15 protein-coding genes are annotated in these 26,210 nt (G+C 64.9%); 7 read left to right on the plus strand and 8 right to left on the minus strand.

What is annotated here, in order from left to right; genetic code table 11:
- Positions 1 to 201: 201 nt before the first annotated feature.
- Positions 202 to 2,556, plus strand: coding sequence for a protein-disulfide reductase DsbD family protein (locus C1720_RS07195; RefSeq protein ID WP_233199849.1), 2,355 nt, complete (start codon positions 202 to 204; stop codon positions 2,554 to 2,556).
- 136 nt (positions 2,557 to 2,692) lie between these two features.
- On the opposite strand, the gene uvrA is transcribed toward C1720_RS07195, so the two are convergent.
- Entirely contained in the window at positions 2,693 to 5,809 is a 3,117-nt protein-coding gene (gene uvrA, locus C1720_RS07200; protein ID WP_102283737.1) for an excinuclease ABC subunit UvrA, read from the minus strand.
- Positions 5,810 to 6,008: 199 nt separating this feature from the next.
- Complete coding sequence (gene prfA / locus C1720_RS07205) at positions 6,009 to 7,097, minus strand: peptide chain release factor 1 (RefSeq protein WP_102284562.1); 1,089 nt, start codon at positions 7,095 to 7,097, stop codon at positions 6,009 to 6,011.
- 101 nt (positions 7,098 to 7,198) lie between these two features.
- On the opposite strand from prfA, the gene murA reads away from it, so the two are divergent.
- The 6 genes from murA (at position 7,199) to ispG (ending at position 13,605) form a co-directional block, all read left to right on the plus strand.
- Positions 7,199 to 8,488, plus strand: a complete 1,290-nt coding sequence (gene murA, locus C1720_RS07210) for a UDP-N-acetylglucosamine 1-carboxyvinyltransferase (RefSeq protein WP_102283738.1) — start codon at positions 7,199 to 7,201, stop codon at positions 8,486 to 8,488.
- A gap of 259 nt (positions 8,489 to 8,747) precedes the next feature.
- Complete coding sequence (gene ndk, locus C1720_RS07215) at positions 8,748 to 9,173, plus strand: nucleoside-diphosphate kinase (RefSeq protein ID WP_050714966.1); 426 nt, start codon at positions 8,748 to 8,750, stop codon at positions 9,171 to 9,173.
- Between the two features lie 37 nt (positions 9,174 to 9,210).
- Complete coding sequence (gene rlmN, locus C1720_RS07220) at positions 9,211 to 10,413, plus strand: dual-specificity RNA methyltransferase RlmN (protein ID WP_102283739.1); 1,203 nt, start codon at positions 9,211 to 9,213, stop codon at positions 10,411 to 10,413.
- A gap of 13 nt (positions 10,414 to 10,426) precedes the next feature.
- Positions 10,427 to 11,260, plus strand: a complete 834-nt coding sequence (pilW, locus tag C1720_RS07225) for a type IV pilus biogenesis/stability protein PilW (protein WP_233199851.1) — start codon at positions 10,427 to 10,429, stop codon at positions 11,258 to 11,260.
- Positions 11,253 to 12,257, plus strand: a complete 1,005-nt coding sequence (locus tag C1720_RS07230; RefSeq protein ID WP_158241660.1) for a helix-turn-helix domain-containing protein — start codon at positions 11,253 to 11,255, stop codon at positions 12,255 to 12,257. Before pilW ends, C1720_RS07230 begins: the two co-directional genes overlap by 8 nt.
- 58 nt (positions 12,258 to 12,315) lie before the next feature.
- Entirely contained in the window at positions 12,316 to 13,605 is a 1,290-nt protein-coding gene (gene ispG / locus C1720_RS07235; protein WP_102283741.1) for a flavodoxin-dependent (E)-4-hydroxy-3-methylbut-2-enyl-diphosphate synthase, read from the plus strand.
- A gap of 362 nt (positions 13,606 to 13,967) precedes the next feature.
- Here ispG and C1720_RS13680 read toward each other — a convergent pair whose 3' ends face one another.
- The 6 genes from C1720_RS13680 to C1720_RS07260 form a co-directional block, all read right to left on the minus strand.
- Positions 13,968 to 14,126, minus strand: a complete 159-nt coding sequence (locus C1720_RS13680; RefSeq protein ID WP_158241661.1) for a hypothetical protein — start codon at positions 14,124 to 14,126, stop codon at positions 13,968 to 13,970.
- Positions 14,127 to 14,584: 458 nt separating this feature from the next.
- A complete protein-coding gene (locus tag C1720_RS07240; protein ID WP_233199854.1) occupies positions 14,585 to 16,114 on the minus strand; it encodes an alanine/glycine:cation symporter family protein in 1,530 nt (509 codons plus the stop codon).
- A gap of 88 nt (positions 16,115 to 16,202) precedes the next feature.
- The gene (locus C1720_RS07245) at positions 16,203 to 17,729 is read right to left on the minus strand and encodes a protein kinase domain-containing protein (protein WP_158241662.1); all 1,527 of its coding nucleotides are present in this window, start codon (positions 17,727 to 17,729) and stop codon (positions 16,203 to 16,205) included.
- Between the two features lie 103 nt (positions 17,730 to 17,832).
- Entirely contained in the window at positions 17,833 to 24,027 is a 6,195-nt protein-coding gene (locus C1720_RS07250) for an excinuclease ABC subunit UvrA (RefSeq protein ID WP_439650768.1), read from the minus strand.
- A gap of 258 nt (positions 24,028 to 24,285) precedes the next feature.
- Positions 24,286 to 25,206 (minus strand): lysophospholipid acyltransferase family protein, encoded by a 921-nt coding sequence (locus C1720_RS07255; RefSeq protein ID WP_102283743.1) that lies wholly within the window; start codon positions 25,204 to 25,206, stop codon positions 24,286 to 24,288.
- A 5-nt stretch (positions 25,207 to 25,211) separates the two neighbouring features.
- Positions 25,212 to 26,042: a lysophospholipid acyltransferase family protein gene (locus tag C1720_RS07260; RefSeq protein WP_102283744.1), complete on the minus strand. Its 831-nt coding sequence runs from the start codon at positions 26,040 to 26,042 to the stop codon at positions 25,212 to 25,214.
- Positions 26,043 to 26,210: the final 168 nt, after the last annotated feature.

The following is a 26,210-nucleotide window of genomic DNA, read 5'->3' on the forward strand; positions in this document are numbered from 1 at the left end:
CAGGTAAAGAACGCGGCAGGCTGGTGGCGCGGCGAGGCGGCGGTTTCGCATCAGACCGGCCCGCGCCGCCAGCCTGCCGCGTTCTTTACCTGGAGCAAAGCCACAGGCTGCTGCTTGCAAAATGGGCCTGGCGGATGGAACCTGCCCGCCGGTTTTCGCTCAGAACGCCGCTTTTTGTATTCGACTGTTTCTTTTTTCGCCATGTCTTTTGCTGCGCCGCTTTTGTCTCGCCTTCGTTTCATGCGCCATTGGCTGCCCGCCCTGCTGGCGGCGGCTTTTTCGGCGGCCGCGCCCGCACAGGTGGCGGGGCTGAATGTGCTGGCCAGCGGCGCGCCTGACGATGAGGTGGCCACGCCGCAAGTGCGCGCGCAGCTGCTGGCTTACGCGCCGCAGGGCGTGCCCGTGGGCGCAGAGGCGGCGGAAGCAGCGAACGCCGCCCGCCGCCCCGTGTGGCTGGGCTTGCGGCTGGAGCATCAGCCGCATTGGCATACCTACTGGAAGAACCCGGGCGATTCGGGCCTGCCCACCAAGCTGGAGTGGACGCTGCCGCCCGGCGTGCGCGCAGGCGAAATCCAGTGGCCGCTGCCGCAGCGCCTTCCGCTGGGGCCGCTGGTGAACTATGGCTACGAGGGCACGGTGCTGCTGCCCGTGCCGCTGACCATCACGCCTGAATTCGAGCCAGGCCCGGCCGCCGAGGCGATGGAAGTGCGCCTGCATGCCTCCTGGCTGGTGTGCAAGCAAGAATGCATTCCGCAAGAGGGCGATTTCGCCATTCGCCTGCCGCTGCGCGGCTCATCGGCGCTCAATGGCGCGGCGTTCGAGCAGGCGCTGGGCCGCCTGCCGGCTGATTTGCCGTCTGGCGGGCAAACCGCCACGCTCAGCAGCGACGGCCAGCGCCTGCAAATGCGCATCAGCGGCCTGCCCGCCAGCGTGCAGGGCCAGCCTTTGCAGTGGTTTCCTGAAACGGGCGACATCATCACGGCGGCCGTGTCACCCGCGCGCGAGGGCGCGGCTTTGACGCCCGCCACCTGGTCGCAAAAGTGGGAGGGCGATGTCTGGACGGCCAGCCTGCCCGTGGCCGACACCCGCCTTGAAAGCCCGGCTGCGCTGCCGCTGCTGCTGGCCGCCGCCGATGGGCAAAGCTGGCGCGCCCATGCCGAAGTGCAGGGCCAGTGGCCCGCCGTGCAGCCGCCGGGCGGCGTGTCGCCGCAAATGGCTGCCGCGCTGCAAGAAGGCGCTGCCGCGTCCGCTCCTGCGTCTGCTTCTTCGCCCGCTTCTTCGCCCGCCTCTTCGCCCGCCTCTTCGCCTGCTGGCGCAGCCGCCGTGCCGGCCCGCGTGTTTTTCTTTGCCCTGCTGGGCGCGCTGCTGGGGGGCATGGTGCTCAATCTCATGCCCTGCGTGTTTCCGGTGCTGGCCATCAAGGTGATTGGCTTTGCCCGGCATGGCGACAACTTGCGCGCCCAGCGCGCCGGCGGGCTGGCCTACACGGCGGGCGTGGTGCTTTCTTTCGTGCTGCTGGGCGGACTGATGCTGGCGCTGCGCGCGGCCGGGGCGCAGCTGGGCTGGGGCTTTCAATTGCAGTCGCCGCTGGTCATCGCGCTGCTGGCGGCGCTGTTTGCCGTGCTGGGGCTGAACCTGGCGGGCGTTTTCGAGTTCGGCCAGTTTCTGCCCAGCCGCGTGGCCAGTTTGCAAGCCGAAAACCCCGTGATCGACAGCTTTCTCTCCGGCGTGCTGGCCGTGGCGGTGGCCTCGCCCTGCACGGCGCCTTTCATGGGCGCCTCGCTGGGGCTGGCCATTGGCCTGCCTGCGGCGCAAGCGCTGGCCATCTTCGCCGCGCTGGGGCTGGGCATGGCGCTGCCGTATCTGGCCGCCAGCTGGCTGCCCGCGCTGGCGCGCTGCCTGCCGCGCCCCGGCGCATGGATGGAGGTGTTCAAGAAATTCATGGCCTTTCCCATGTTCGCCACGGCCACGTGGCTGCTGTGGGTGCTGGGCCAGCAAAGCGGCATCAACGGCGCAGCCGCACTGCTGATGATTCTGGTGGCGCTGGCCATGCTGCTGTGGGCGCTGGGCCTGCAAGGGCGCGCCCGCATCGGCCTGGCCGCTTTTGCAGCGGCGGCCCTGATCGGCCTGCTGGCAGGCATTGGCCCCAACGTCACCCGCCTTGAGGAAAGCGCCGCTGCAACAGGCAACGCGGCCAGTGCGGGCAGCCGCTGGCAGCCCTGGTCTGACGCCGCCGTGCAGGCCGCGCTCAGCGAAGGCCACCCCGTTTTCATCGACTACACCGCCGCCTGGTGCGTGACGTGCCAATACAACAAGAAAACCACCCTCGCCAGCCAGCAGGTGCTCGATGCCTTTGACGCTGCCGGCGTGCGCACCTTCCGCGCCGACTGGACGCGGCGCGACCCCGTCATCAGCGCCCACCTGCAAAGCCTGGGCCGCAGCGGCGTGCCCACCTACGTGCTGCAAGCCAAGGGCCGTGCGCCCCAGGTATTCAGCGAAGTCATTGGCGTCGATGAAATTCTGGCCGGCCTCAAGGCGCTCGAAGCCGCGCCATGAAGCCGCTCAAAGCCCGGCCGCAGGCGCGTAGGAACGAAGGAGCGGAAACGCAGAAGCAGAACAGGCCGCCAAAGCCGCATATTCGCTCCCGAATCAATAGCGTGATGTCCTAGTGGAACGGGCGCAAAGCGGCATTTCAGCCTTCTGTATTTGCTCCTGTTTTTGATTTGGCCTGGGCGGGCGCTCCAGCCGCCGCCAGCGTTCGCGCCAGGTAGCGGCCCGTGTGGCTGGCGCAGCAGGCGGCCACGGCCTCGGGCCTGCCCTGAATGACCAGGCTGCCGCCGAGCGCGCCGCCTTCGGGGCCGAGGTCAATGAGCCAGTCGGCGGTTTTGATCACATCCAGGTTGTGCTCGATGACGACGACGGTGTTGCCCGCGTCGCATAGCTGCTGGAGCACTTTGAGCAGCATCTCGATATCGGCAAAGTGCAGGCCGGTGGTGGGTTCGTCCAGCACATACAGGGTTTTGCCCGTGCCCCGGCGCGAGAGTTCCAGCGCGAGCTTGACGCGCTGCGCCTCGCCGCCCGATAGCGTGGTGGCGCTTTGGCCCAGGGTGATGTAGCCCAGGCCCACTTCCAGCAGGGTTTGCAGCTTGCGGGCGATGGCGGGCTGGTCCTTGAAAAAGGCGTGCGCCTCTTCCACGGTCATGTCCAGAATCTGCGCGATGTGGCGGCCCTTCCACTGCACTTGCAGGGTTTCGCGGTTGTAGCGCTGGCCGTGGCAGATGTCGCAAGGCACATACACATCGGGCAGAAAGTGCATTTCCACTTTCACCACGCCGTCGCCCTGGCAGGCTTCGCAGCGGCCGCCGCCGCTGGCTTGCGGCACGTTGAAGGAAAAGCGCCCGGGGCCGTAGCCGCGCTCGCGGGCCGTGGCCGTTTCGGCCATCAGCTCGCGCATGGGCGTCATCAGGCCGGTGTAGGTGGCCGGGTTGCTGCGCGGGGTGCGGCCAATGGGGCTTTGGTCCACGGCAATCACTTTGTCAAAGTGTTCCAGCCCCTCGATGGCCTCGTGCGGGGCGGCTTCGGTTTGCGCGTGGTTGAGCTGGTGCGCGGCAACGGCCAGCAGCGTTTCATTGACCAGAGTGCTTTTGCCCGAGCCTGAAACGCCGGTCACGCAAGTGAGCAGCCCAATGGGAATGCTGACGTTCACGCCTTTGAGGTTGTTGCCGCGCGCGCCGACGATGCGCAGCGCGCCCCGGTCGGCTTTTGCGGCTTTTGCAGTTTTCGCGGCCTGGCCGCCCGCTTTTCTGCCGCCCGCCTGCTGGCCTGCCTCTTTGCCCCCTTCTTCGCCCGCCTCTCCGCCCGCTTCTTCGCGCAGGCAGGCCGGCAGGGCGCGCCGCCGGGGCACGGCGATGCGGCGCGCGCCGCTCAAGAACTGGCCGGTCACGGACTGCGGCTGCCGCGCCACTTCTTGCGCCGTGCCTTGCGCCATCACGCGGCCGCCGTGCACGCCCGCGCCCGGCCCCATGTCAATCACGCAATCGGCGGCGCGAATCATGTCTTCGTCGTGCTCGACCACCAGCACGCTGTTGCCCAGATCGCGCAAGTGCTGGAGCGTGGCGATGAGGCGGTCGTTGTCGCGCTGGTGCAGTCCGATGGAAGGCTCATCGAGCACATACATCACGCCCGTCAGGCCACTGCCGATTTGCGAAGCCAGGCGAATGCGCTGCGCTTCGCCGCCAGAAAGCGTTTCGGCGCTGCGCTCCAGGCTCAGATAGCCCAGGCCCACGTCGTTGAGAAATTTCAGGCGGCTGCCGATTTCCCGCACCACCTTGTCCGCAATGTCCGCGCGCGCGCCTTGCAGGCGCAGCGCGGCAAACCACGCCTGCGCGTCGGCCAGCGTGGCGCGACTGATTTCGTGAATGGCGCGGGCGTCCGCCCCCTCGCCCACCGTCACGCAGCGCGCCTCGGCGCGCAGGCGCGCGCCGCCGCATTCGGGGCACGTCTGGCGGCTGCGCAAGCGGGCCAGCTCCTCGCGCACCACGGCGGAGTCGGTCTCGCGCCAGCGGCGGGCCATGTTTGGAATCACGCCTTCAAACGGGTGCTTTTTGCGCGCCGTGCGCTGCGCCTGCTCTCCGGAAGCGAAGGTGTAGCTGAAGTTGATGGCTTCTTCGCCCGAGCCGTGCAGCACCACCTGCTGCACGCGCGCAGGCAGCGCCTCAAACGGCGTGTCCACACTGAAGCCGTAATGCCGCGCCAGGCCCTCCAGCATGGCGAAGTAAAAGGCGTTGCGCCGGTCCCAGCCCTTGATGGCGCCGCCGGCCAGGCTCAGCGAAGGAAAGGCCACCACGCGCTGCGGGTCAAAAAAATCCGTGCAGCCCAGCCCGTCGCACGCCGGGCAGGCGCCCGTGGGCGAGTTGAAGGAAAACAGGCGCGGCTCCAGCTCCGCCAGCGCCCAGTTGCAGCGCGGGCAGGCAAAGCGGGTGTTGAACAGATGCTCGCGGCCGCTGTCCATCTCCAGCGCAATGGCGCGGCCACCGGCCAGGCGCAGCGCGGCCTCGAAACTCTCGGCCAGGCGCTGGCGCTGCTGGGCCAGCGCTTCGCCTTCGCCCGCGCCGCGCACCTTGATGCGGTCGATCACCACGTCGATGTCGTGCTTTTCGGTCTTTTTCAGCGCGGGCACGTCCGCCGCTTCCAGCACCTGGCCGCCCACGCGAAAGCGCACGTAGCCCGCCGCCTGCATCTGCGCCAGCAAATCGGCGAACTCGCCTTTTTTGCCGCGCGCCACAGGCGCCAGCACCATCAGCTTCGTGCCTTCGGGCAGGGCCAGCACGGCATCCACCATCTGGCTGACGGTTTGCGCCTGCAAGGGCGTGCCGTGCTGCGGGCAGTGCGGCACGCCCGCGCGGGCGTAGAGCAGGCGCAGGTAGTCGTGAATTTCCGTCACCGTGCCCACGGTGGAGCGCGGGTTGTGGCTGGTGGCCTTTTGCTCGATGGCAATGGCCGGCGCCAGGCCCTCGATCAAGTCCACATCCGGCTTGTCCATGCGCTGCAAGAACTGCCGCGCGTAGGCCGAAAGGCTTTCCACATAGCGCCGCTGCCCTTCGGCGTAGAGCGTGTCAAAGGCCAGGCTGGACTTGCCCGAGCCGCTCAGCCCCGTGATGACCACGAGCTGATCGCGCGGAATGTCCAGATCGATGTTTTTCAGGTTGTGCGTGCGCGCGCCGCGCACGTGCATGGCCCGCTGGCGCAAGGCGGCAGCCAGCGGCAGGCCGTCATCAGCGGCGGCAAAAGCAGGAGATTTCGGAGTCATCGGCGGCAAAAAAGCAACCGGCCATTATCCGGGGCGCGGGCCGCCGCACCCTGGGCGCAGCAGCAGGCGGCAAGCCGTGGCAAGCGGGCGCTTTCAAATCAGAAACAGGAGCAAATTCAAGGGGCTTAAAAGCCTTGAGGTCCTAGTGGAACCTGCGCAACCCGCTATCAAAGAAAGAGCAAATCAATGCGCTGGCCGCTCATGGCATGAGCGCTGCCAGCTGCTCGGCCTCGCGGGCCGCTTGCAGGGCGTGCAGCACTTCGTCCAGGTCGCCTTCCATCACGGCGGCCAGTTTGTAGAGCGTGAGGTTGATGCGGTGGTCGCTCACGCGGCCTTGCGGAAAGTTGTAGGTGCGGATGCGGTCGCTGCGGTCGCCGCTGCCAATCAGGCCCTTGCGCGTGGCCGCTTCTTTGGCGGCGCGCTCGCTGCGCTCTTTTTCCTGCAGGCGCGCTTGCAGCACTTGCAGCGCGCGCGCCTTGTTGCTGTGCTGGCTGCGGCTGTCCTGGCATTCGGCCACCAGGCCCGTGGGCAGGTGCACCACGCGCACGGCGGAATCGGTTTTGTTGATGTGCTGGCCGCCCGCGCCGCTGGCGCGGAAGGTGTCGATGCGCAAATCGGCCGGGTTGAGCGTGACGGCGGCAGCCTCGTCCGGCTCGGGCATCACGGCCACGGTGGCGGCGCTGGTGTGGATGCGGCCTTGCGTTTCCGTCACGGGCACGCGCTGCACGCGGTGCCCGCCCGATTCGTAGCGCAGGCGGCCATACGCGCCTTCGCCCGCCACGCGCAGCACCACTTCCTTGTAGCCGCCCAGCTCGGCGGGCGATTCGCTCACCACTTCCACGCGCCAGCCCTGCGTTTCGGCGTAGCGGGTGTACATGCGGGCCAGATCGCCTGCGAACAGCGCCGATTCGTCGCCGCCCGTGCCCGCGCGGATTTCCACGAAGGCGTTGCGCTCGTCATCCGGGTCTTTGGGCAGCAGCAGGCGCTGCAACTCGCCCTCCAGCTGCGCCAGCTCGCTCTGGCAGGCGCAGATTTCTTCCTGCGCCATCTGCTGCATTTCCGCGTCTTGCGCGGCGTCTTGCAGCAGCGCCTGTGCGGCGGCCAGATCGGCTTCGCGCTGGCCGTAGCGCTGCCAGCGCGAGACCACGGCGCCCACTTCGGTGTGCTCGCGCGACAGGCGCATGAACTGCGTCATGTCGGCCATGATGTCGGGCCGCGTGAGCAGAAAGTCGATTTCGGAGAGGCGCTCGGCGCGCCGTGCGAGCTGCTGGCGTATGGAGTCGTGCATGGGGCGCGGATTGTCGCCGGGCCAGGCGGGCATGCCCATCAGGGATGAAGTAATCTCCCCGCCCGCATCTTTTCCGCGCCACGCCCCGCATCAATCTCCTCATGGACAAACTCCTCATTCGCGGCGGCCGCCGCCTGCAAGGCGAAGTCGTCATCTCCGGCGCAAAAAACGCCGCCCTGCCCGAAATGTGCGCCGCGCTGCTCACCACAGACCCCGTGCGCCTGACCAACGTGCCGCGCCTGCAAGACGTGGCCACCATGCGCCGCCTGCTGCAAAGCATGGGCATGGACGTGCAAACCGTGGGCGAGCGCGGCGGCATGCGCTTTCACTGCGCCGGCCCGCTGGAGCCGCGCGCGCCCTATGAGCTGGTCAAGACCATGCGCGCTTCCATTCTGGCGCTGGGGCCGCTTCTGGCGCGGCTGGGGCATGCCAGCGTGTCGCTGCCCGGCGGCTGCGCCATTGGGCAGCGGCCTGTGGATCAGCACATCAGCGGCCTGCGCGCGATGGGCGCCGAAATCGAAGTGGCGCACGGCTACATCCAGGCCCGCCTGCCCGCCGGACGCCAGCGCCTGCAAGGCGCGCGCATCACCACCGACATGATCACTGTCACCGGCACCGAAAACCTGCTCATGGCCGCCACGCTGGCCGAAGGCGAAACCGTGCTGGAAAACGCCGCGCAGGAGCCGGAAGTGGCCGATCTGGCCGAAATGCTCATCCGCATGGGCGCGCGCATCGAAGGCCACGGCAGCAGCCGCATCCGCGTGCAGGGCGTGCAGCGCCTGCACGGCTGCGAGCACGCCGTGGTGGCCGACCGCATCGAGGCGGGCACCTTCGCCGTGGCCGTGGCCGCCACGGGCGGCGATGTGCTGCTGCGCCACGCCCGCGCCGAACACCTGGGCGCCGTGCTGGAAAAACTGCGCGAGGCGGGCGTGCGCGTGCAGGAAGAAAACACGCCCGAAGGCAGCGCCCTGCGCGTGCAAAGCGAAGGCGCGGCGCATCTGAAGGCGCAGAACTTCCGCACCAGCGAATACCCCGGCTTTCCCACCGACATGCAGGCACAGTTCATGGCGCTCAATTGCGTGGCGCAAGGCCACAGCGCGGTGACGGAAACCATTTTTGAAAACCGCTTCATGCACGTGAACGAACTGGCCCGCCTGGGCGCGCGCATTCACGCGGAAGGCCGCACGGCCGATATAGACGGCGCGGCCAGCCTGACGGGCGCAACCGTCATGGCCACCGATTTGCGCGCCTCGGCCAGCCTGGTCATCGCCGCCCTGGTGGCCGAAGGGCAAACGCGCGTGGACCGCATCTACCACCTGGACCGGGGCTACGACCAGATGGAAGAAAAGCTGCGCGCCATAGGCGCGGACATCGAGCGCGTGAGCGCCTGAGAGCCTGCTTTGAGGCGGCCCAGGTCCGGCGCTGGCGGCCGTTTTTACCCGCTCCTCAATCGATAGCAAGCTCTCCAGTCTCTACCAGGACCTCAGGCTATTTAAGCGGCCTGAATTTGCTCCTGTTTACAAAGCAAAACGGGCTGTCTGCACGCGACGGCCCGCTTTGACTTGGCAAGACTTCACACAATCACGCCTCTAGAATAAACAATTTTTAATGGGGCGTATCCGCGCCCCGCTTTTTTGCAGAGAAACCAGCATGGCCATTGAACGCACTCTTTCCATCATCAAGCCCGATGCCGTCGCCAAGAACGTCATCGGCCAGATTTACGCCCGTTTTGAAGGCGCCGGCCTGAAAGTCGTGGCCGCCCGCATGGCGCATCTCTCGCGCCGTGAAGCCGAGCAGTTCTACGCCGTGCACAAAGAGCGCCCCTTCTTCAAGGATCTGGTGGACTTCATGGTCTCCGGCCCCGTGATGATTCAGGTGCTCGAAGGCGAAGGCGCGATTGCCAAAAACCGCGAGCTGATGGGCGCAACCGACCCCAAGAAGGCCGAAAAAGGCACCATCCGCGCCGATTTCGCCGACAGCATTGACGCCAACGCCGTGCACGGCTCCGACGCGCCTGAAACTGCCGCCGTGGAAGTGGCCTTCTTCTTCCCCGGCATGCAAATCTTCTCCCGCTAAAAAAGCCTTGAACAGGCAAAGCGCAGCGGCTGGCCCCATGACTGAAACAACCGTCAATCTGCTCGACTTTGACGCGCAAGGGCTGGCCGCCTTTTGCGAAACGCTGGGCGAAAAGCGCTTTCGCGCCACCCAGCTTTTCCGCTGGATTCACCAGCGCGGCGCCAGCGACTTTGCGCAAATGAGCGACTTGGCCAAATCGCTGCGCGACAAACTGGCGGGCCGCGCCAGCGTGACGGCGCTGCGCGCCATCAAGCAGCACGAATCGCGCGACGGCACCGTGAAGTGGCTGTTCGACGTGGGCGGCGGCAATGCGGTGGAAACCGTGTTCATCCCCGAAGACGACCGGGGCACGCTGTGCATTTCCTCGCAAGCGGGCTGCGCCGTGGGCTGCCGCTTCTGCTCCACCGGCCATCAGGGCTTCAGCCGCAACCTCACGTCGGGCGAAATCGTGGCGCAACTGTGGTTTGCCGAGCATTTCCTGCGCCGCAAGCTGGCAACCGGTCAGCGCGTGATTTCCAACGTGGTGATGATGGGCATGGGCGAGCCGCTGCAAAACTACGCCCGGCTGGTGCCCGCCCTGCGCACCATGCTCGACGACCATGCCTACGGCCTCTCGCGCCGCCGGCTCACGGTTTCCACCTCTGGCGTGGTGCCCATGATCGACCGGCTGGCCGCCGACTGCCCCGTGGCCCTGGCCGTTTCGCTGCACGCGCCCACGGATGAACTGCGCGACGCCCTCGTGCCGCTGAACCGCAAATACCCGCTGGCCGAGCTGCTGGCCGCCTGCACGCGCTACCTGGCGCATGCGCCGCGCGACTTCATCACTTTTGAATACTGCATGCTGGACGGCGTGAACGATCAGCCCTCGCATGCCAAGGCGCTGATCGCCCTGATGCGCGCCCATGCCGCCGACGGGCTGCGCTGCAAATTCAACCTGATTCCGTTCAATCCTTTCCCGCAATCGGGCCTGCTGCGCTCGCCTGCGGCCAGCGTGCAGGCGTTCGCGAAGATGCTCAATGACGCGGGCATCGTCACCACCGTGCGCAAAACGCGCGGCGACGACATCGACGCCGCCTGCGGCCAATTGGCGGGCGACGTACGCGACCGCACCCGCGTGGCCGAGCGCATGGCGCGCCAGCACACCGTGGTGCTGCACCGCATGCCGCGCCTGACGCCTGCCGCCCCCTCCGCCGCCCAGCCTGCCGCCGCCCGGCGGGCGGCCTCAGCCGATTTCATCTGAAGGAGCCTCTGTCATGAATGCCATGCCCGCTTCCCCGCTTTTTCGCAGCCTGGCGCTGGCCGCCGTTGTGCTGGCGCTGGCCGCCGCCCTGGGCGGCTGCGCCACTTCCGGCAGCAAAACTGGCATGGACGACGCCGTTTCCGCCGGCCTGATCACGCCCGACAACGAAACCGACGCCCGGCGCCGCGCCCGCACGCGCCTGGCGCTGGCGGCCAGCTACTTTGAAAACGGGCAGACCGCCGTGGCGCTGAGCGAACTCAAGCAGGTGCTGCAAATCGACCCCACCTTCCCGGACGCCTACAACCTCTCAGGCCTCATTTACATGTCTCTGGGCGACATGCCCATGGCCAGCGCCCAGTTGCAGCGCGCCCTGTCGCTCAATCCGCGCGACAGCAACACCTTGCACAACCTGGGCTGGATGTACTGCCAGCAAAAAAATTACGAACAGGCCAGCCAGATGTTCGACCGCGCCGTCAGCAACCCGCTGTACCCGGAGCGCGCCAAGACCCTGATGACCAAGGGCATCTGCGAGGCCCGCGCGGGCGACCGCACCAAGGCCGAAGCCACGCTGCTGAAAGCCTACGAGCTGGACCCTGGCAACCCCATCACCGGCTACAACCTCTCGCAGCTGCTGTTCCTGCGCGGCGACCTGGAGCGCGCGCGCTTTTACATCCGCCGCCTGAACAACAGCGAACTGGGCAACGCTGAATCGCTATGGCTGGGCATCAAGATCGAGCGCCAGCTTGGCCACACGGAAGCCGTGCTGCAACTGGCCGACCAGCTGCGCCGCCGCTACCCCAGCTCAAGCCAGCTGGTGTCCTATGAGCGGGGACGCTTCAATGAGTGAGCTGGCACGGCAGGGCCGCGACAGCGCTCCGGCGCCGCTGCCTTTGCGCGAGCAGGCGACCGCGCCCGCCCCGCTGGAGACTGACGCGCCGGCCGCCAAGTCCGAGCCGCCCGATGCGCCCGCCGTGCGCGCGGGCGTGATGCTGCGCCAGGTGCGTGAAGCCGCTGGCATCGACGCCGACCTGCTCGCCAATGCCCTGAAAGTGCCGCTGTACCGCATCGAGGCGCTGGAAGCCGGGCGTCTGGAGCTGCTGCCTGACATCACCTTCGCCCGGGGCCTGGCCGCATCCATCTGCCGCCACCTGGGGGGCGATGCCGCCGCCGTGCTGGCCTGCATGCCCACCTCGCGCCACGGCCTGTACAGCCCCGCCAGCAATGCGGGCTATGCGCCGTTTCACCGCGCCAGCGACCGGCCCGCATCGCTGCTGTCGCACTTGTTCAGCCGCCCGGTGCTGATCATCCTGGCGCTGCTGGCGCTGGGCGCGGCGGCGCTGTCTTTGCTGCCCACGCTGCCCATCCGGCTCAACGCCCCGGCGGAAACCACGCAGGACGGCGCGCGCGAAGACGGCGCTCACGCCCCCGCGCCCGGCATGGTGGTGGAAGCCGTCAGCGAACACTCTGACTCGCCGCTGGCGGCCCAGCCGCCTCTCCAGCCGGAGCCGCCGGCTTCTTCAACGCCCGCTCTTTCTGCGCCTGCCGCAGCGCCAGAAGCCACGCCCGCCGCCGCAGAAGCCGCGCCGGTTGCGCCCCAGCCCGCCGCCCCATTCATCGCCTTCGCCGCCACGCAGTCCACCTGGGTGAGCGTGCGTGACGCCAAAGGCAAAAACCTGCTGGACCGCACCCTCAAGGCGGGCGAGCAGGCCAGCGTGACCGAAGGCGAGCTGCCGCTGGCCGTGAAGATCGGCAAGGTTGATGGCGTCAGCGTCACCGTGCGCGGCGAGCCGTTTGACGCCAAAGCCCTGGCTCGCGGCAGTGTGGCCCGCTTTGAAGTGAAATAAGGCCCTTTTGCCGCTTTCACCGGCCAGAAGCGCACTGCCGCCAGGCCGGATTTCCACGATGCCTGAAACCGCCTCCGCCCAACCCATTGCCATCGTCCAGCCCGCCGCGCGCCGCTCGCGCCAGGCGCGCGTTTGCTGGGGCGCGCGCGTCGTCACTGTCGGCGGCGATGCGCCCGTGCGCGTGCAATCCATGACCAACACCGACACCGTGGATGCCATTGGCACCGCCATCCAGGTCAAGGAACTCGCGCAAGCCGGCAGCGAAATGGTGCGCCTGACGGTCAACACCCCCGAGGCCGCCGCCGAAGTGCCCCACATCCGCGAACAGCTTGACCGCATGGGCATCGACGTGCCGCTCATTGGCGACTTCCACTACAACGGCCATCGCCTGCTCACCGAATTTCCGGGCTGCGCCCAGGCCCTGTCCAAATACCGCATCAACCCCGGCAACGTCGGCAAAGGCGACAAAAAAGACAAGCAATTCGGCCAAATGATCGAAGCCGCCCTCAAGTGGGACAAGCCCGTGCGCATTGGCGTGAACTGGGGCAGCCTTGATCAAGACCTGCTGGCCGGCCTGATGGACGCCAACAACCGCCGCGCCCAGCCGTGGGAAGCGCGCCAGGTCATGTACGAGGCGCTCGTCACCTCCGCCATCGAATCGGCCGATCTGGCCGTGCGCCTGGGCATGGCGCCCGGGCAAGTCATCCTCAGCTGCAAAGTCAGCGGCGTGCAAGACCTCATCGCCGTCTATCGCGAACTGGCCCGCCGCTGCCGCTACCCCCTGCACCTGGGCCTGACCGAAGCGGGCATGGGCGCCAAAGGCACCGTCGCCTCGGCGGCCGCCCTGTCCATCCTGCTGCAAGAAGGCATCGGCGACACCATCCGCGTCAGCCTCACCCCCCAGCCCGGCGAAGCGCGCACGCAGGAAGTGCTGGTCGCCAGCGAAATTCTGCAAGCCATGGGCCTGCGCGCCTTCGTGCCCAGCGTCAGCGCCTGCCCCGGCTGCGGCCGCACCACCAGCACCACCTTCCAGGAGCTGGCCAAAGACATTGACGACTACCTGCGCGCCCAAATGCCCGTCTGGCGCGACCTGTACCCGGGCGTCGAGCGCCTGAAAGTCGCCGTCATGGGCTGCATCGTCAATGGCCCCGGCGAAAGCAAACACGCCGACATCGGCATCAGCCTGCCCGGCAACGGCGAATCGCCCGCCGCCCCTGTCTTCATCGACGGCGAAAAAGCCATGACCCTGCGCGGCGATCACATCGCGCAAGACTTCCAGCGCATCGTGGAAGACTACATCGCCGCCCGCTTCGGCAATGGCAACCCCGCTGCGGCAAAAGCCGCCTGAAGCGAAGGGCGTTATTTTGCTCCTTTATCAATAGCATGACGTCCTAGTGGAAAGCGCGCAGAGCGGTATTTTTTACCCCTGAAATTTGCTCTTGTTTTTAACAAGAGACACAGGTGCGGCGCAGAACGCAAGTGCACCTGAAGCCGCCGCCCACGCCCAGGCTGCCGCAGATTTTCAGAATCTTTCAACCCTTGCTCGAAGCCTGGCCGTAAAGGGCGGCGAATCAGAGTGGAATAAGACGGCGGAGATTTTGGTTTGTGGCATGCTGTTTCTCCTTATTTTAGGTTTCAGGTGACCTCGTCAGGATTTCCGCATCCTGCCAGCCAATTGCCACAACAGCAGCACTGCCAACATGACAAACGTCAGCATGCCCGCCGCAGATTTGACAACGGTAAAAATGGAGCGGCGACGGTAATTTGCGATGCTTTGGGGCAGGCAGAAACCACGGCAATCAGGCAAAACTCTTCCAGATAATCCAATACCGCTGAAACAACGGGCAGCAGCAGCAGCCGTTTTTTCAATATGCCCGAAGGCGCGTTCCCGCCAACAGCAGGCTGGTCAGACGAAGATAGGTATAGCCGAACAGCGCGGGATAAACCATGTCGGCGGCCATCTGGCGGTACAGATAAAACCGCCTGCCCTCTGCACCCAAGTTACCCAAATAGGTTTGCAGATAAACGCTGCCTTAATTGCACGGCAGCATATCGGGCAAAGTCAGGCCGTTTGAAAAACGGCTCAGTCCGGGCAGTATGTAAATAGCATCAGGAAATAAACGGCGTTGTTAAATCCCAGCCAGAACCAAAAAGGATGCAGGTGTTTTTTCATCAAACCCCTGCTTTTATTTTTGGAAACTTTTCAATCCGCAGATGGGCCTTGCTGCCCGCTTGCGCCCGACAAAACGTTTGCAACGCCCAAGATCGCCCGAGGCCGCGCTTTTCGCGCCCACGGGCGTGGCTTGGCACAGGCTCTCAGGCTGCCATTACCAGATATCGGCCTGCGGCACGCGGCCTTTGAGCTGCGGGTGGGCCGCCAGCCGGAAAACCGGCTCTTTCGAGCCGGCGCGCAACTGCGCCGAATAGTCTTTGAGCAGCATGAACACCAGCGGGCACAGCAGCACGATGGCCACCAGGTTGATGAAGGACATGATGCCCATCGACAAATCGCCCATGTCCCACACCAGCCCCACTTTGGCCACCGCGCCGAAGTACACGAAGGCCAGCACCGCCATGCGGAAGATGGCCAGCGTCAGGCGATGGCTGTGCAGGTACTGCACGTTGGACTCGGCGTAGGCGTAATTGCCAATCACCGAAGAAAACGCAAACATGAACAGCACCACCGCCAGGAAATACTGCCCGAAGCCCCCCACCTGGCTCTCCAGCGCCGATTGCGTGAGCTGAATGCCCGTGAGCGTGCCATCGGCGGGCATGTCAGACAGCAGCACGATGAAGGCCGTGCATGAGCACACCACGATGGTGTCCACAAACACGCCCAGCATCTGAATCATTCCTTGCGAGACCGGGTGCTTGACATCCGCTGCCGCTGCCGCGTTGGGCGCCGAACCCATGCCCGCCTCGTTGGAAAACAGCCCGCGCTTGATGCCCAGCTGCATGGCCTTGGCCGCCGCGCTGCCCGCCAGCCCGCCTGCGGCGGAGCGGAAGTCGAACGCGTTGTCAAAAATCAGGGCGAACATCTGCGGCACCCTGTCCAGATTCATGGCAATCACATACAGCGCCATCAGCAAATAGGCCGTCGCCATGATGGGCACCAGCGCCTCTGAAATGCGCGACACGCGGCGAATGCCGCCAAAAATGATGGGCGCAGTGATGATGATGAGCACCGCGCCCAGCGCATGGCGGTACACCTGCCAGTCTTGCTCGCAAGCGCCGCTGCCGCTGGCGCAGCCCGCCGCCGATTTCACCGCCTCGATGATCGTGTTGGACTGAATGGCGTTGAACACAAAGCCAAAACACAAAATCATGCTGAGCGCAAACACCGTGCCCAGCCAGCGCTGGCGCAGGCCATGCGTGATGTAGTACGCCGGCCCGCCGCGAAACTGGCGGTTGCCGTGGTCGCGCACCTTGAAAAGCTGCGCCAGCGACGATTCGGCAAACGCCGAACTCATGCCCAGCAGCGCTGTCATCCACATCCAGAACACCGCGCCCGGCCCGCCCGTGGAAATGGCAATGGCCACCCCGGCGATGTTGCCCGTGCCCACGCGGCTGGCCAGCCCCGTCACGAACGCCTGAAAGGGCGTGATGCCGTGCCCGTGCGCGTCATCGCCATCGCTGCGGCTGCCCAGCATCTCGCGCACGCTGCGCCCCAGCAGCCGCAACTGCACAAACCCCGTGCCCAGCGTGAACAGCATCCCCACGCCCAGCAGCATGTAAACCAGCCAGGTCCACAAAAAATCATTGCCCAGATTGATGCCGCATTGCAGCGCATCCAGCGCGCCGCCCCCATGCGGACTGGACGCCATGCACTGCTCAAAGGCCCCGGTCACATCAGCCATATTGCTTCCTTTTGTTGGTGAAAGGGGGCGATGGTAGGGCAGCAAGCATCAGCGGTGTTGCGCCTCAGTGTTGAGTCCGCTGTTTTGTTTAATCAAAATACATAAATTCTGGGTTGTGATGATTGTCTGTTGCCTTCAAAAATATATCAATATCTTCTTGAGTCAATTCATCATTTTCTATAGAAGATGCGATTAAATCGATGGCAGGAGTTTTGTCTAGCTTACCGCTTGAGGCATGCCCCTGCAGTACTATGAGAATGGCTGTTTTTTTAAAATTTCTTCTCCTAAGTTCATATCTATCAGAATCTATTTTTTGAGAGTTCCCCTCTTTATCATAATAATACCCACTCCCTATATCCTGAGGTAGAATATATCTCTTTTCTTCCCTATCAAAATAAGCTTCCAATATTGAGTCGCCATCATATTTTTCTCCATTTATTCTTGACAAAGGAAACGGATCGCACCCCCTCAAAGAAAGAATTGCGAAACTTTTATATAATTTTAATCTGTTCCTGTAAAAAATTATAGAGGATATATCAATCTCCTCATTATTCAAAATCCATTTTGTTGTTTGTTTTCTTACATTTTCCTCTTCAAGAGTCTTAATTTCTTCCAACGGAAGATCTCCTCCTTTCTCATAAACCACCCAATATTTATTGGGTTGTATATCTTTGCTTAATCGTCTCATGAAGTTATCAATAATTTTTACATCCTCTTTATGAATTAATTGACCAACAGGATATGGATTGATTAGATTTGCCAAAGAGGCCCTAATAATTTCATCAAAATCGAATATTTTTTTGCGTGGATCTAATTTAGATTTGACTTGTTTCCGAAATTCTCTAATTTCTTTTATTGATTGAAACCTTTCTTGAGGTTCTCGTCGAAGAGCTCTCTCTAAAAATTTATTGAAAAAATCAATTTGCTCCTCGCTCTCATCATTTTTTATTAAAGAGATGTCGTATCCTTGAAGAGGACAATCCTTGAATATCCAATATATAACTTGTGCGAGCGAGTAAATGTCTGCGGAGAAATTAACCTTTGTAGCGTCTCCAACCTGTTGCTCTGGCGCAGAAAACAGCCTATTTGCAAGCCTTTCTGATTGAGTTGTATTTTCCGCCTGCTTTGGAAAGTCTTGTTCTTTAAAATGAGCTATCCCAAAATCCCCTAGCACAAACAAATCTTTATCCTTGTCATAAAAAATATTTTCTGGCTTTATATCTCTGTGGATTATGTTGTATCCTTCCAGATGTTCCAATGCATTTAGCATTGAGTCGAACACCTTTTGGGCTAACTGGACCTTTTGGACTAGTAAATTTTCTTTGGGTAGCGTTCTGTCTTTATAATATGCCAGATTGCACTCATACTCTTTCATTATAATAATCGAATAATTGATCTCATCAATAGAGACATTGTCATAATGATAGATTCGAGATATATTTTCATGTGCTGCCATCTGGATATGGCAGAAATACTCATCTTTGAATCTATTTAATTTTTCTTGAATTACTGCTTGAGCTATGAATTTAATGGCAAAATTCTTTTCCTTGAATGAAAATGAGTAAACAAATCCATTCCCACCTTGACCTAGCTGTTTGTTAAAGCCAAATTGCACAATATTTGTTTTTAGCCCATTTTTTTTTAAAATAATCTACCAATGTCATGATTTTCTCCTTGAAGGCAAATTGATGCCTTGATTCAATTAGGCAAGTATTTATTTATTTTATAGTGCCCTCCACCGCCCGCCCCGTGTGCGTGCCCGCTTTCACCACATCTTCCGGCGTGCCGGCGGCGACCAGCTGGCCGCCGGCGTCGCCGCCTTCGGGGCCTAGGTCGATGATCCAGTCGGCTTCGGCGATGAGGTCCAGGTCGTGTTCGATGACGATGACGCTGTGGCCGGCGTCGACCAGGCGGTGCAGGACGTGGATGAGTTTTTCCACGTCTTGCATGTGCAGGCCGACGGTGGGTTCGTCGAGCACGTAGAGGGTGTGCGGGGCTTTGCGGCCCCGGCGGTTGAGGTCGTCGCGCACTTTGCTCAGTTCAGTGACGAGCTTGATGCGCTGGGCTTCGCCGCCGCTCAAGGTGGGGCTGGGCTGGCCGAGGGTGAGGTAGCCCAGGCCCACGTCGCGCAGCAGGTGCAGCGGGTGGCTGATGGCGGGCATGCTGGCGAAGAATTCGACGGCTTCGTCCACTTCCATTTGCAGCACTTCGCCGATGTTTTTGCCGCGCCAGGTGACGACCAGGGTTTCGGGCGAAAAGCGCGCGCCGTGGCAGGTTTCGCAGGGCACTTTCACGTCGGGCAGGAAGGCCATTTCGATGGTGCGCATGCCCTGGCCTTCGCAGGCGGGGCAGCGGCCTTCGCCGGTGTTGAAGGAAAAGCGCCCGGGGCCCCAGCCGCGCGCGCGCGCTTCCAGGGTGTCGGCAAAGAGTTTGCGCACGCTGTCCCAAAAGCCGATGTAGGTGGCGGGGCACGAGCGCGGGGTTTTGCCGATGGGGGTTTGATCGACTTCGAGCACGCGGTCGATGCCGCCAAAGCCTTTGAGGTCGGCGCAGCCCGTGGCGCTGCCTGCGCCACTGTTTTGATAGCTGCTGGCGCTTGATTGGCGTGCGCTGGAGCGGGTTTTGGCCGTTGTTCCGGCGGCGGCCTTGCTGGCGAGCAGGCGCTGCACGCTGCTCAGGAGCACGTCGCGGGCGAAGGTGGATTTGCCGCTGCCGCTCACGCCGGTGACGGCGACCAGGCGCTTGAGGGGCAGGGCCACGTTGATGTGGCGCAGGTTGTGCAGGCTGGCGTTTTGCAGCCAGAGCCAGCCGGGTTCGCTGCTGACGGGAAAGTCGCCCAGCGTTTGCAGGGCCTGGGCCATGCGGGCGGCGGCAGGCGGCTGGCCTTTGCCGGCGCCGCTGCGGACGGCCTGGCTGGCTTCTTGAACGCTGGCGGGCCAGTTCACTTCGCGGCGCGGGTGCAGGGGGTGGCGCATGGCCTGGCGCAGGTAGCGGCCCGTGGCGGATTCGGGCGCGGCGGCCAGGTCGGCCACGCTGCCCTGGGCGATGAGGCGGCCGCCGCGCACGCCCGCGCCGGGGCCGATGTCGATCAGGTGCTCGGCGCGGCGGATGGTGTCTTCGTCGTGCTCCACCACGACCAGCGTGTTGCCTTTGGCCGAGAGCTGGTGCAGCGCGTCCAGCAGGATGTGGTTGTCGCGCGCATGCAGGCCGATGGTGGGTTCGTCGAGCACGTAGCACACGCCTTGCAGGTTGCTGCCCAGCTGGGCGGCCAGGCGGATGCGCTGGGCTTCGCCGCCGCTGAGCGTGGGCGCGCCCCGGTCCAGCGTGAGGTAGCCCAGGCCCACTTGCTCCAGAAATTCAAGGCGGCTGCTGATTTCGGGCAGCAAATCGCGCGCAATCTCCGCTTCGCGCCCTTGTAGGCGCAGCGCGGCAAACCACTGGCGCAGCTGGCTGACGCTCATGCGGGCCAGTTCGGTGATGGCGATGCCGCCGTGGCTTCCGGGGCTTTCAAGGCTCTTTTCTGCTCCTTTTTCGATAGCTGCCCGCGCTGATTTCACTAGGACTTCAGGCCGATTTGGCTCTGAATCAGAGGGCTTGCCAGAAGGCGCGCCGCCCCATTCCGCTGGCAGCAGCACGTGCCGCGCCACGGGGTTCAGGCGCGTGCCGTAGCAGGCGGGGCAGGGTTGGCCCGTCAGCCCCTCTACGTCGGCTTCAGCAAAGCTTTGCTCGCGGCCTTTTGGGTCGCCCGCCAGTACGGAGTCATCCAGCGCCTGGCGCTGCTCGCGCGTGAGCAGCAAGCCGGTGCCCACGCATTCGGGGCACCAGCCGTGTTTGCTGTTGTAGGAAAACAGGCGCGGGTCTGGCTCGGCATAGCTGGTGTCGCACACGGGGCAGGCGCGGCGGGTGGAAAAGACGGCCACCTGCCCCATGCCGGCCGTGGGCTGGCCCGCTTGCAGCGCGGCAGGCAGGCCGCTGGCGCCGTGCAGCACGTGAACGATGCCTTTGCCGTGCTCCAGCGCGCGCGCCAGGCCGCTGCGCAAGGCGGCTTCGTTGCCGGGCGTCACGGGCAAGGTCAGCACGGGCAGCTCGATGGTGTGTTCCTTGAAGCGGTCGATGCGCGGGAAGGCGCTGGTGGGCAGAAATTCGCCATCCACGCGCAAGTGGGCGTAGCCGCGCGGGCGCGCCCATTCGGCCAGTTCGGTGTAAACGCCTTTGCGGCCCACCACCAGCGGGGCCATCAGGCAGATGGTTTGGCCCCGGTAGCGGGTGAGCAGCTGCGCGGCGATGCGTTCGGGCGTTTGCGGCTGCACGGGCGCGCCGTCGTGCACGCAGTGCTGCACGCCCAGCTTCACGTAGAGCAGGCGCAGAAAGTGCCAGACCTCGGTGATGGTGCCCACGGTGGATTTGCGCCCGCCGCGCGAGAGGCGCTGCTCGATGGCGACGGTGGGCGGTATGCCGTGCACGGCGTCCACATCCGGGCGGCCGGCGGGCTGCACGATGCTGCGGGCGTAGGCGTTCAGGCTTTCCAGATAGCGGCGCTGGCCTTCGCCAAAGAGGATGTCGAAGGCCAGCGTGGATTTGCCGCTGCCGCTCACGCCGGTGATGACGCTGAATTTGCCGCGCGGAATGCAAACGCTCAGGTTTTTCAGGTTGTGCTCGCGGGCGTGGACGATTTCAATCTCGGCCGGGGCGGGTGCGGCGGGTGCAGTGGATGCGGCATAGGCGGCGCGCGCTTCGGCGACTCCGGCCATTTCAGTGGCCGCTTGATCGGCGGCTTGATCGGCGGCTTCAGCCGCTTGCGCCATGCCCGCCGCCAGCGCGCGCTCGTATTCGCGCAGCGCCGCGCCGGTGTGCGAATGCGGACAGGCCGCCACTTCGGCGGGCGCGCCTTGCGCCACGATGCGCCCGCCCGCCTCGCCGCCTTCGGGGCCGAGGTCAATCAGCCAGTCGCTGGCGCGCATCACGTCCAGGTTGTGTTCGATGACGATGATGGAGTGCCCCGCTTGCAGCAGCTTGCGCAGCGCGCGCATGAGCTTGGCGATGTCGTCAAAGTGCAGGCCGCTGGTCGGCTCGTCAAACAGAAACAGCGTGCCTTTTTTGGCCACGGGCTGGCGCGACCGGCTGGCTGTTTGCGCAGCTTCGGCCAGGTGGCCTGCCAGTTTCAGGCGCTGCGCCTCGCCGCCGCTGAGCGTGGGCACGGGCTGGCCCAGCTTCACGTAGTCCAGCCCCACATCCATCAGCGGTTGCAGGGCGCGGATGACGTCGCGGTCTTGCGCAAAAAGCTGCGCGGCTTCGGCCACGGTGAGTTCCAGCACGTCGGCCACGTTCAGCGCGCGGGCGGCGGGGGCGGGGTCGGGCCTGCCGCTGGCCACTTCGGCCAGGCGTTCGGCGGCGGCGTCCAGATCGGCATCCGTGGCCAGGCTGCGCGCAGGGCGCTCTATCGTCACTTCCAGCACTTCGGGCCGCCAGCGGCGGCCGTTGCAGTCGGGGCAGCGCAGATACACGTCGCTCAAAAACTGCATTTCCACGTGCTCGAAGCCGCTGCCGCCGCAGGTGGGGCAGCGGCCGTCGCCGCTGTTGAAGCTGAATTTGGCGGCGGTGTAGCCGCGCTGGCGCGCCAGCGGCGCGGCGGCAAAGAGCTTGCGGATGGCGTCCCACGCGCCCACGTAGCTGGCCGGGTTGGAGCGCGCCGTTTTGCCGATGGGCGATTGATCGACGAACACCACGCCCGCCAGCTGTTCGGCGCCCAGCAGGCGCTCGTGCGCGCCGGGCGCTTCGGTGGCCTGGCCAAAGTGGCGCAGCAGCGCCGGGGCCAGCACGTTTTGAATCAGCGTGGATTTGCCCGAGCCGCTCACGCCCGTCACCGTCACCAGCCGTTGCAGGGGGAAGGCCACATCCAGCCCTTTGAGGTTGTGCTCGCGCGCGCCTTCCAGAATGAGCCGGGGCGTGCTGTCCTGCACGGGCCGCGCCTGCCCGGCGCTGATGCGCTTGCGCCCGCCCAGATACTGGCCGGTGAGCGTATCGGCCTGCCGCAATTGGGCGGGCGTGCCGTCAAACACGATGCGCCCGCCTGCCGCGCCGGGGCCGGGGCCAAAGTCCAGCACGCGGTCGGCGGCCAGCATCACGGCCGGGTCGTGCTCCACCACCACCAGCGTGTTGCCCGCGCGCTTGAGGCGCTGCATGGCGCGGTTGATGCGCGCCATGTCGCGCGGGTGCAGGCCAATGCTGGGTTCGTCCAGCACAAACAGCGTGTTCACCAGCGAAGTGCCCAGCGCCGTGGTGAGGTTGATGCGCTGCACTTCGCCGCCGCTCAGGGTGCGGCTTTGCCGGTCCAGCGTGAGGTAGTCCAGCCCCACGTCCGTCAGGTATTGCAGGCGCGCGCGGATTTCGTCCAGGATGAGCTTGCGCGCCTGCGCATCGGCGCTGGCGGCCGATGGCGCGGCGGCATCCGCCGCATCAGCGCGAGCGCCGGTTTCAGCTTCAGTTTCGGCATCAAATCGGCCGTTTGTCCTAGTGGAATCTGCGCTGGCAACTATCTTTTTGGTAGTAATTTCAGGCCCCGCCAGCCGGTCTGCGAACACGCGCAGGCGCTCGATGGGCAGCTGCATCACGTCATGCAGGCTCAGGCCCGGCAGGCTTTCAAGCTGCTCGCGCGTCCAGGCCACGCCGTGCGGCATGAAGCGCTGCGCGGGCGCCAGCACGGCATCGGCGTCGGCCTTGCTGCCCACGCGCCACAGGAGCGATTCGTCTTTGAGGCGCGCGCCGCCGCACGCCTCGCACGGGGTGTAGCTGCGGTATTTGGACAGCAGCACGCGGATGTGCATCTTGTAGGCCTTGCTCTCCAGATACTGGAAAAAGCGCCGCATGCCGTACCACTGCCGGCTCCAGTTGCCCTCGCGGAAATTCGGCGCGCCTTCAATCACCCATTGCCGCTGCTGCGGCGCAAGCTGCGCCCAGGGCGTGTCGCGCGGAATGCCCGCCGCTGCGGCGTGGCGCATCAAGTCTTGCTGGCACTCCTTCCACGCGGGCGTCTGAATCGGCTTGATGGCCCCGGCGCGCAAGCTCAGCCGCGCATCAGGCACCACCAGCCCCCAGTCCACGCCAATCACCCGCCCGAAGCCCCGGCACGCCTCGCACGCGCCCACTGGCGAGTTGAAGGAAAACATCGACGGCGACGGCTCGTGATAGCGCCGCCCGCTCTCCGGGCAATGCAGCCCCGTGGAAAAGCGCCAGAGCAGCGGCCCGCCGCTGTTTTCGCCGCCGTCTTGGCCGCTCAAGCCTTCTTTTTCGCCCTCATCCGCCAGCACATACGCCGCCATCTGCCCGCCGCCGCGCCGCAGCGCCACTTCAATGGCCTCCAGCACCCGCGCGCGCTCGGCGCGCCCCAGGCGGAAGCGGTCGGCCACCACATCCAGCACCTTGCGCCCGCCCTCTTGCCGCTCGGCCTGCACCCGCGTGAAGCCGCTGGCCGATAGCCACTGCTGCACCTCGTCGGCGCTGGCGCTGGCGGGCAGCTCCACGGCAAACGTGAGCGCCACGCGCGGATCGCCCGCTGCTTGGGCGCGGCGCAGCAGCTCGGCGTAAATGCTCTCGGCGCTGTCATGGCGCACCGGCAGCGCCGTTTGCGCGTCAAAAAGCTGCCCGGCGCGCGCGAACAGCAGCTTGATGTGGTCGTTCAGCTCCGTCATCGTGCCCACGGTGGAGCGCGAAGAGCGCACCGGATTGGTCTGGTCAATCGCAATCGCGGGCGGCACGCCCTCCACGCGGTCCACCGCCGGTTTGTCCATGCGGTCGAGAAACTGCCGCGCGTAGGCGCTGAAGGTTTCCACATAGCGCCGCTGCCCTTCGGCATACAGCGTGTCAAACACCAGGCTGGACTTGCCCGAGCCGCTCGGCCCCGTCACCACCGTCATCTCGCCCGTGCGAATGTCCACGTCCAGGTTTTTCAGGTTGTGCTGGCGCGCGCCGCGCAGGCGAATCAGCGGCGCGGCGGCGCGGGCAGCAGCCGGATCAGGCGCGGAATCAGGAACGGATGCAGAAACGGGGGCAGGCGTGCAAGCAGGGGTTTTCTTTTTGGGCATGCCCGCACAGATGCCCGCCAGCAGCAGGTTTTCAAGCAGCGCAGGCGCTGCCGCAAGGCGCGCCGCGCGCGAAGCCGCGCCAAAGGCTTTTCAGTACACCGGCGGCTCGCCTTCGGGCCGGGTTTTGAAGCGCTTGTGCACCCAGTAGTACTGCTCGGGCATGGCGTTGATCCACTCTTGCAGGCGCTCGTTCATGAGGGCCGTGTCGGCCTGCACGTCGTTCGTGGGATAGCCCTGCCAGGGGGCGTGCACCTGCACTTCGTAGCCAGCGGCGGTCATGCGGGTGATGACAGGGATGACGCGCGCGCGCCCCAGCCGGGCAAAGCGCGGCAGCGAGGGCACGGTGGCGGCGGGCACGCCGTAAAAGGGCACGAAGATGGACTCTTGCGGGCCGAAGTTCATGTCAGGCAGCAAATAGAGATAGCGGCCGCCGCGCAGGGCCTTGATGACGGGCTTGACGCCGTCTTCCCGGTTGAGCGGCTGCACGTCGCCAAAGCGCTGGCGGCCTTGGCGCATCCAGGCGTCCAGCGCCGCATCGCGCTGGATGGTGTAGATGGTGCAGCCGCGCTGGATGAGCCGCTGCATGATGGCCGAGCCGCCCGCGTCCATGCCGTAAAAGTGCGGAGCAAAAAGCACGGCGGCTTCGGGGCGGCGCAGCTCATCGGCCTGGCCGGTGATGCGCACGCGCTCCAGCAGCAGGCGGGGCGCGCCGTGCCAGACCCAGGCACGGTCCAGAAAAGCCTGAAAAAAGCAGATGAAGCTCTGGCGCGCCACCTGCCGGCGGCGCTTTTCGCTCCACTGCGGAAAGCACAGGCGCAAATTGACCAGGGCCACATGGCGGCGGCCGCGCGCCAGCGGCCAGCACAGGCTGCCCAGCAGCCAGCCCGCGCCGCGCAGCACGGGCAGCGGCAGCGGGGCGATCAGGCGCATGAGGCGCACGACCAGGCGGCCCGTCCAGCGGCCCCGCGCCGGATCTGCTTTTGCCGCTTGGGCGCAAGGAGATTCGCCCATGGCCTTCAGCCTTGCGGGCGCGGGTGCTTGTAGCGCCCGTAGCCCCAGAGGTATTGCTGCGGGCACTGGCGGATGAGGCGCTCCATCTCGGCGTTGATGTGCGCCACGGCGGCGGACAGCTCTTGCGGCAGCGGGCTTGACAGCGGCTGCACGTGCAGGCAAAAGCCCCGCGCGGCGGACAGGCGCTCGCCCCACACCAGCAGCGGCGTGGCGCCCGTTTGCAGCGCCAGGCGCGCCGCCAGCGTCATGGTGTAGGCGGGCTTGCCGAAAAAAGGCGTCCACTCGCCCAGCCCTTCGGGCGGCACCTGATCGGGCAGCAGGCCCACGGCATGGCCCGCGCGCAGGGCCTTGAGCATTTGCCGCACGCCCGCCAGCGTGGTGGGCGCGGTTTCCAGCCCCTCACGGCGGCGGGCGGTTTGCACCACTTCGGCCAGCGCCTTCTGGCGCGCGGGGCGGTAGAGCACCGTCAGCGGCCCGTATTGCGCCGAGTAGCGCGCGGCCAGTCCCTGCGCGGTGATCTCGAAGCAGCCCAGATGCGGCGTGAGAAACACGATGCCCCTGCCTGCCGCGTAGGCGGCATCGGCCGCTTCCCGCCCCTGCCACTGCACGGGCACGGGCGGGCCGAACCACAGGCGCGGCGTCTCGCACGCCATGCGGCCTGCATGCGCCACGGCGGCGCGCACCTGCCCGAAGGCGTAGCCCGCCTGCGCGGCGTTTTGCGCAAAACGCCTGCGGTAAGTGGGCGAAAACAGCCAGCTCAGCCAGCCCAGCGCCGCACCCACGCCGTGCAACAACCCCAACGGCCATCCGGATACAAGGCGATACAGCAAAAGCATGAAAACGCAAATAGGTAGAATGCGCAACTTGTCGCCGAGTTAACCGGGCAACTTGCAGGGCGACATTAAAAAATACTGCTAAAGCGTTCGCCAGGCTCCTTCCGGTTGCTTTGCAAAACGGTTTTGCAAACGCGGCGGCGACGCGCAACCCAAGGAGTTTATTCACAT

Origin of the sequence: Ottowia massiliensis (genome assembly GCF_900240305.1) — a bacterium.
GTDB classification, from domain to species: domain Bacteria; phylum Pseudomonadota; class Gammaproteobacteria; order Burkholderiales; family Burkholderiaceae_C; genus Ottowia; species Ottowia massiliensis.

Bases quoted from the DNA above. Each gene is read 5' to 3' on its own strand.
- C1720_RS07195 (WP_233199849.1), top strand. From the start codon at position 202: ATGTCTTTTGCTGCGCCGCTTTTGTCTCGCCTTCGTTTCATGCGCCAT.
- uvrA (WP_102283737.1), bottom strand. From the start codon at position 5,809: ATGACTCCGAAATCTCCTGCTTTTGCCGCCGCTGATGACGGCCTGCCG.
- prfA (WP_102284562.1), bottom strand. From the start codon at position 7,097: ATGCACGACTCCATACGCCAGCAGCTCGCACGGCGCGCCGAGCGCCTC.
- murA (WP_102283738.1), top strand. From the start codon at position 7,199: ATGGACAAACTCCTCATTCGCGGCGGCCGCCGCCTGCAAGGCGAAGTC.
- ndk (WP_050714966.1), top strand. From the start codon at position 8,748: ATGGCCATTGAACGCACTCTTTCCATCATCAAGCCCGATGCCGTCGCC.
- rlmN (WP_102283739.1), top strand. From the start codon at position 9,211: ATGACTGAAACAACCGTCAATCTGCTCGACTTTGACGCGCAAGGGCTG.
- pilW (WP_233199851.1), top strand. From the start codon at position 10,427: ATGAATGCCATGCCCGCTTCCCCGCTTTTTCGCAGCCTGGCGCTGGCC.
- C1720_RS07230 (WP_158241660.1), top strand. From the start codon at position 11,253: ATGAGTGAGCTGGCACGGCAGGGCCGCGACAGCGCTCCGGCGCCGCTG.
- ispG (WP_102283741.1), top strand. From the start codon at position 12,316: ATGCCTGAAACCGCCTCCGCCCAACCCATTGCCATCGTCCAGCCCGCC.
- C1720_RS07240 (WP_233199854.1), bottom strand. From the start codon at position 16,114: ATGGCTGATGTGACCGGGGCCTTTGAGCAGTGCATGGCGTCCAGTCCG.
- C1720_RS07250 (WP_439650768.1), bottom strand. From the start codon at position 24,027: ATGACGGTGGTGACGGGGCCGAGCGGCTCGGGCAAGTCCAGCCTGGTG.
- C1720_RS07255 (WP_102283743.1), bottom strand. From the start codon at position 25,206: ATGGGCGAATCTCCTTGCGCCCAAGCGGCAAAAGCAGATCCGGCGCGG.
- C1720_RS07260 (WP_102283744.1), bottom strand. From the start codon at position 26,042: ATGCTTTTGCTGTATCGCCTTGTATCCGGATGGCCGTTGGGGTTGTTG.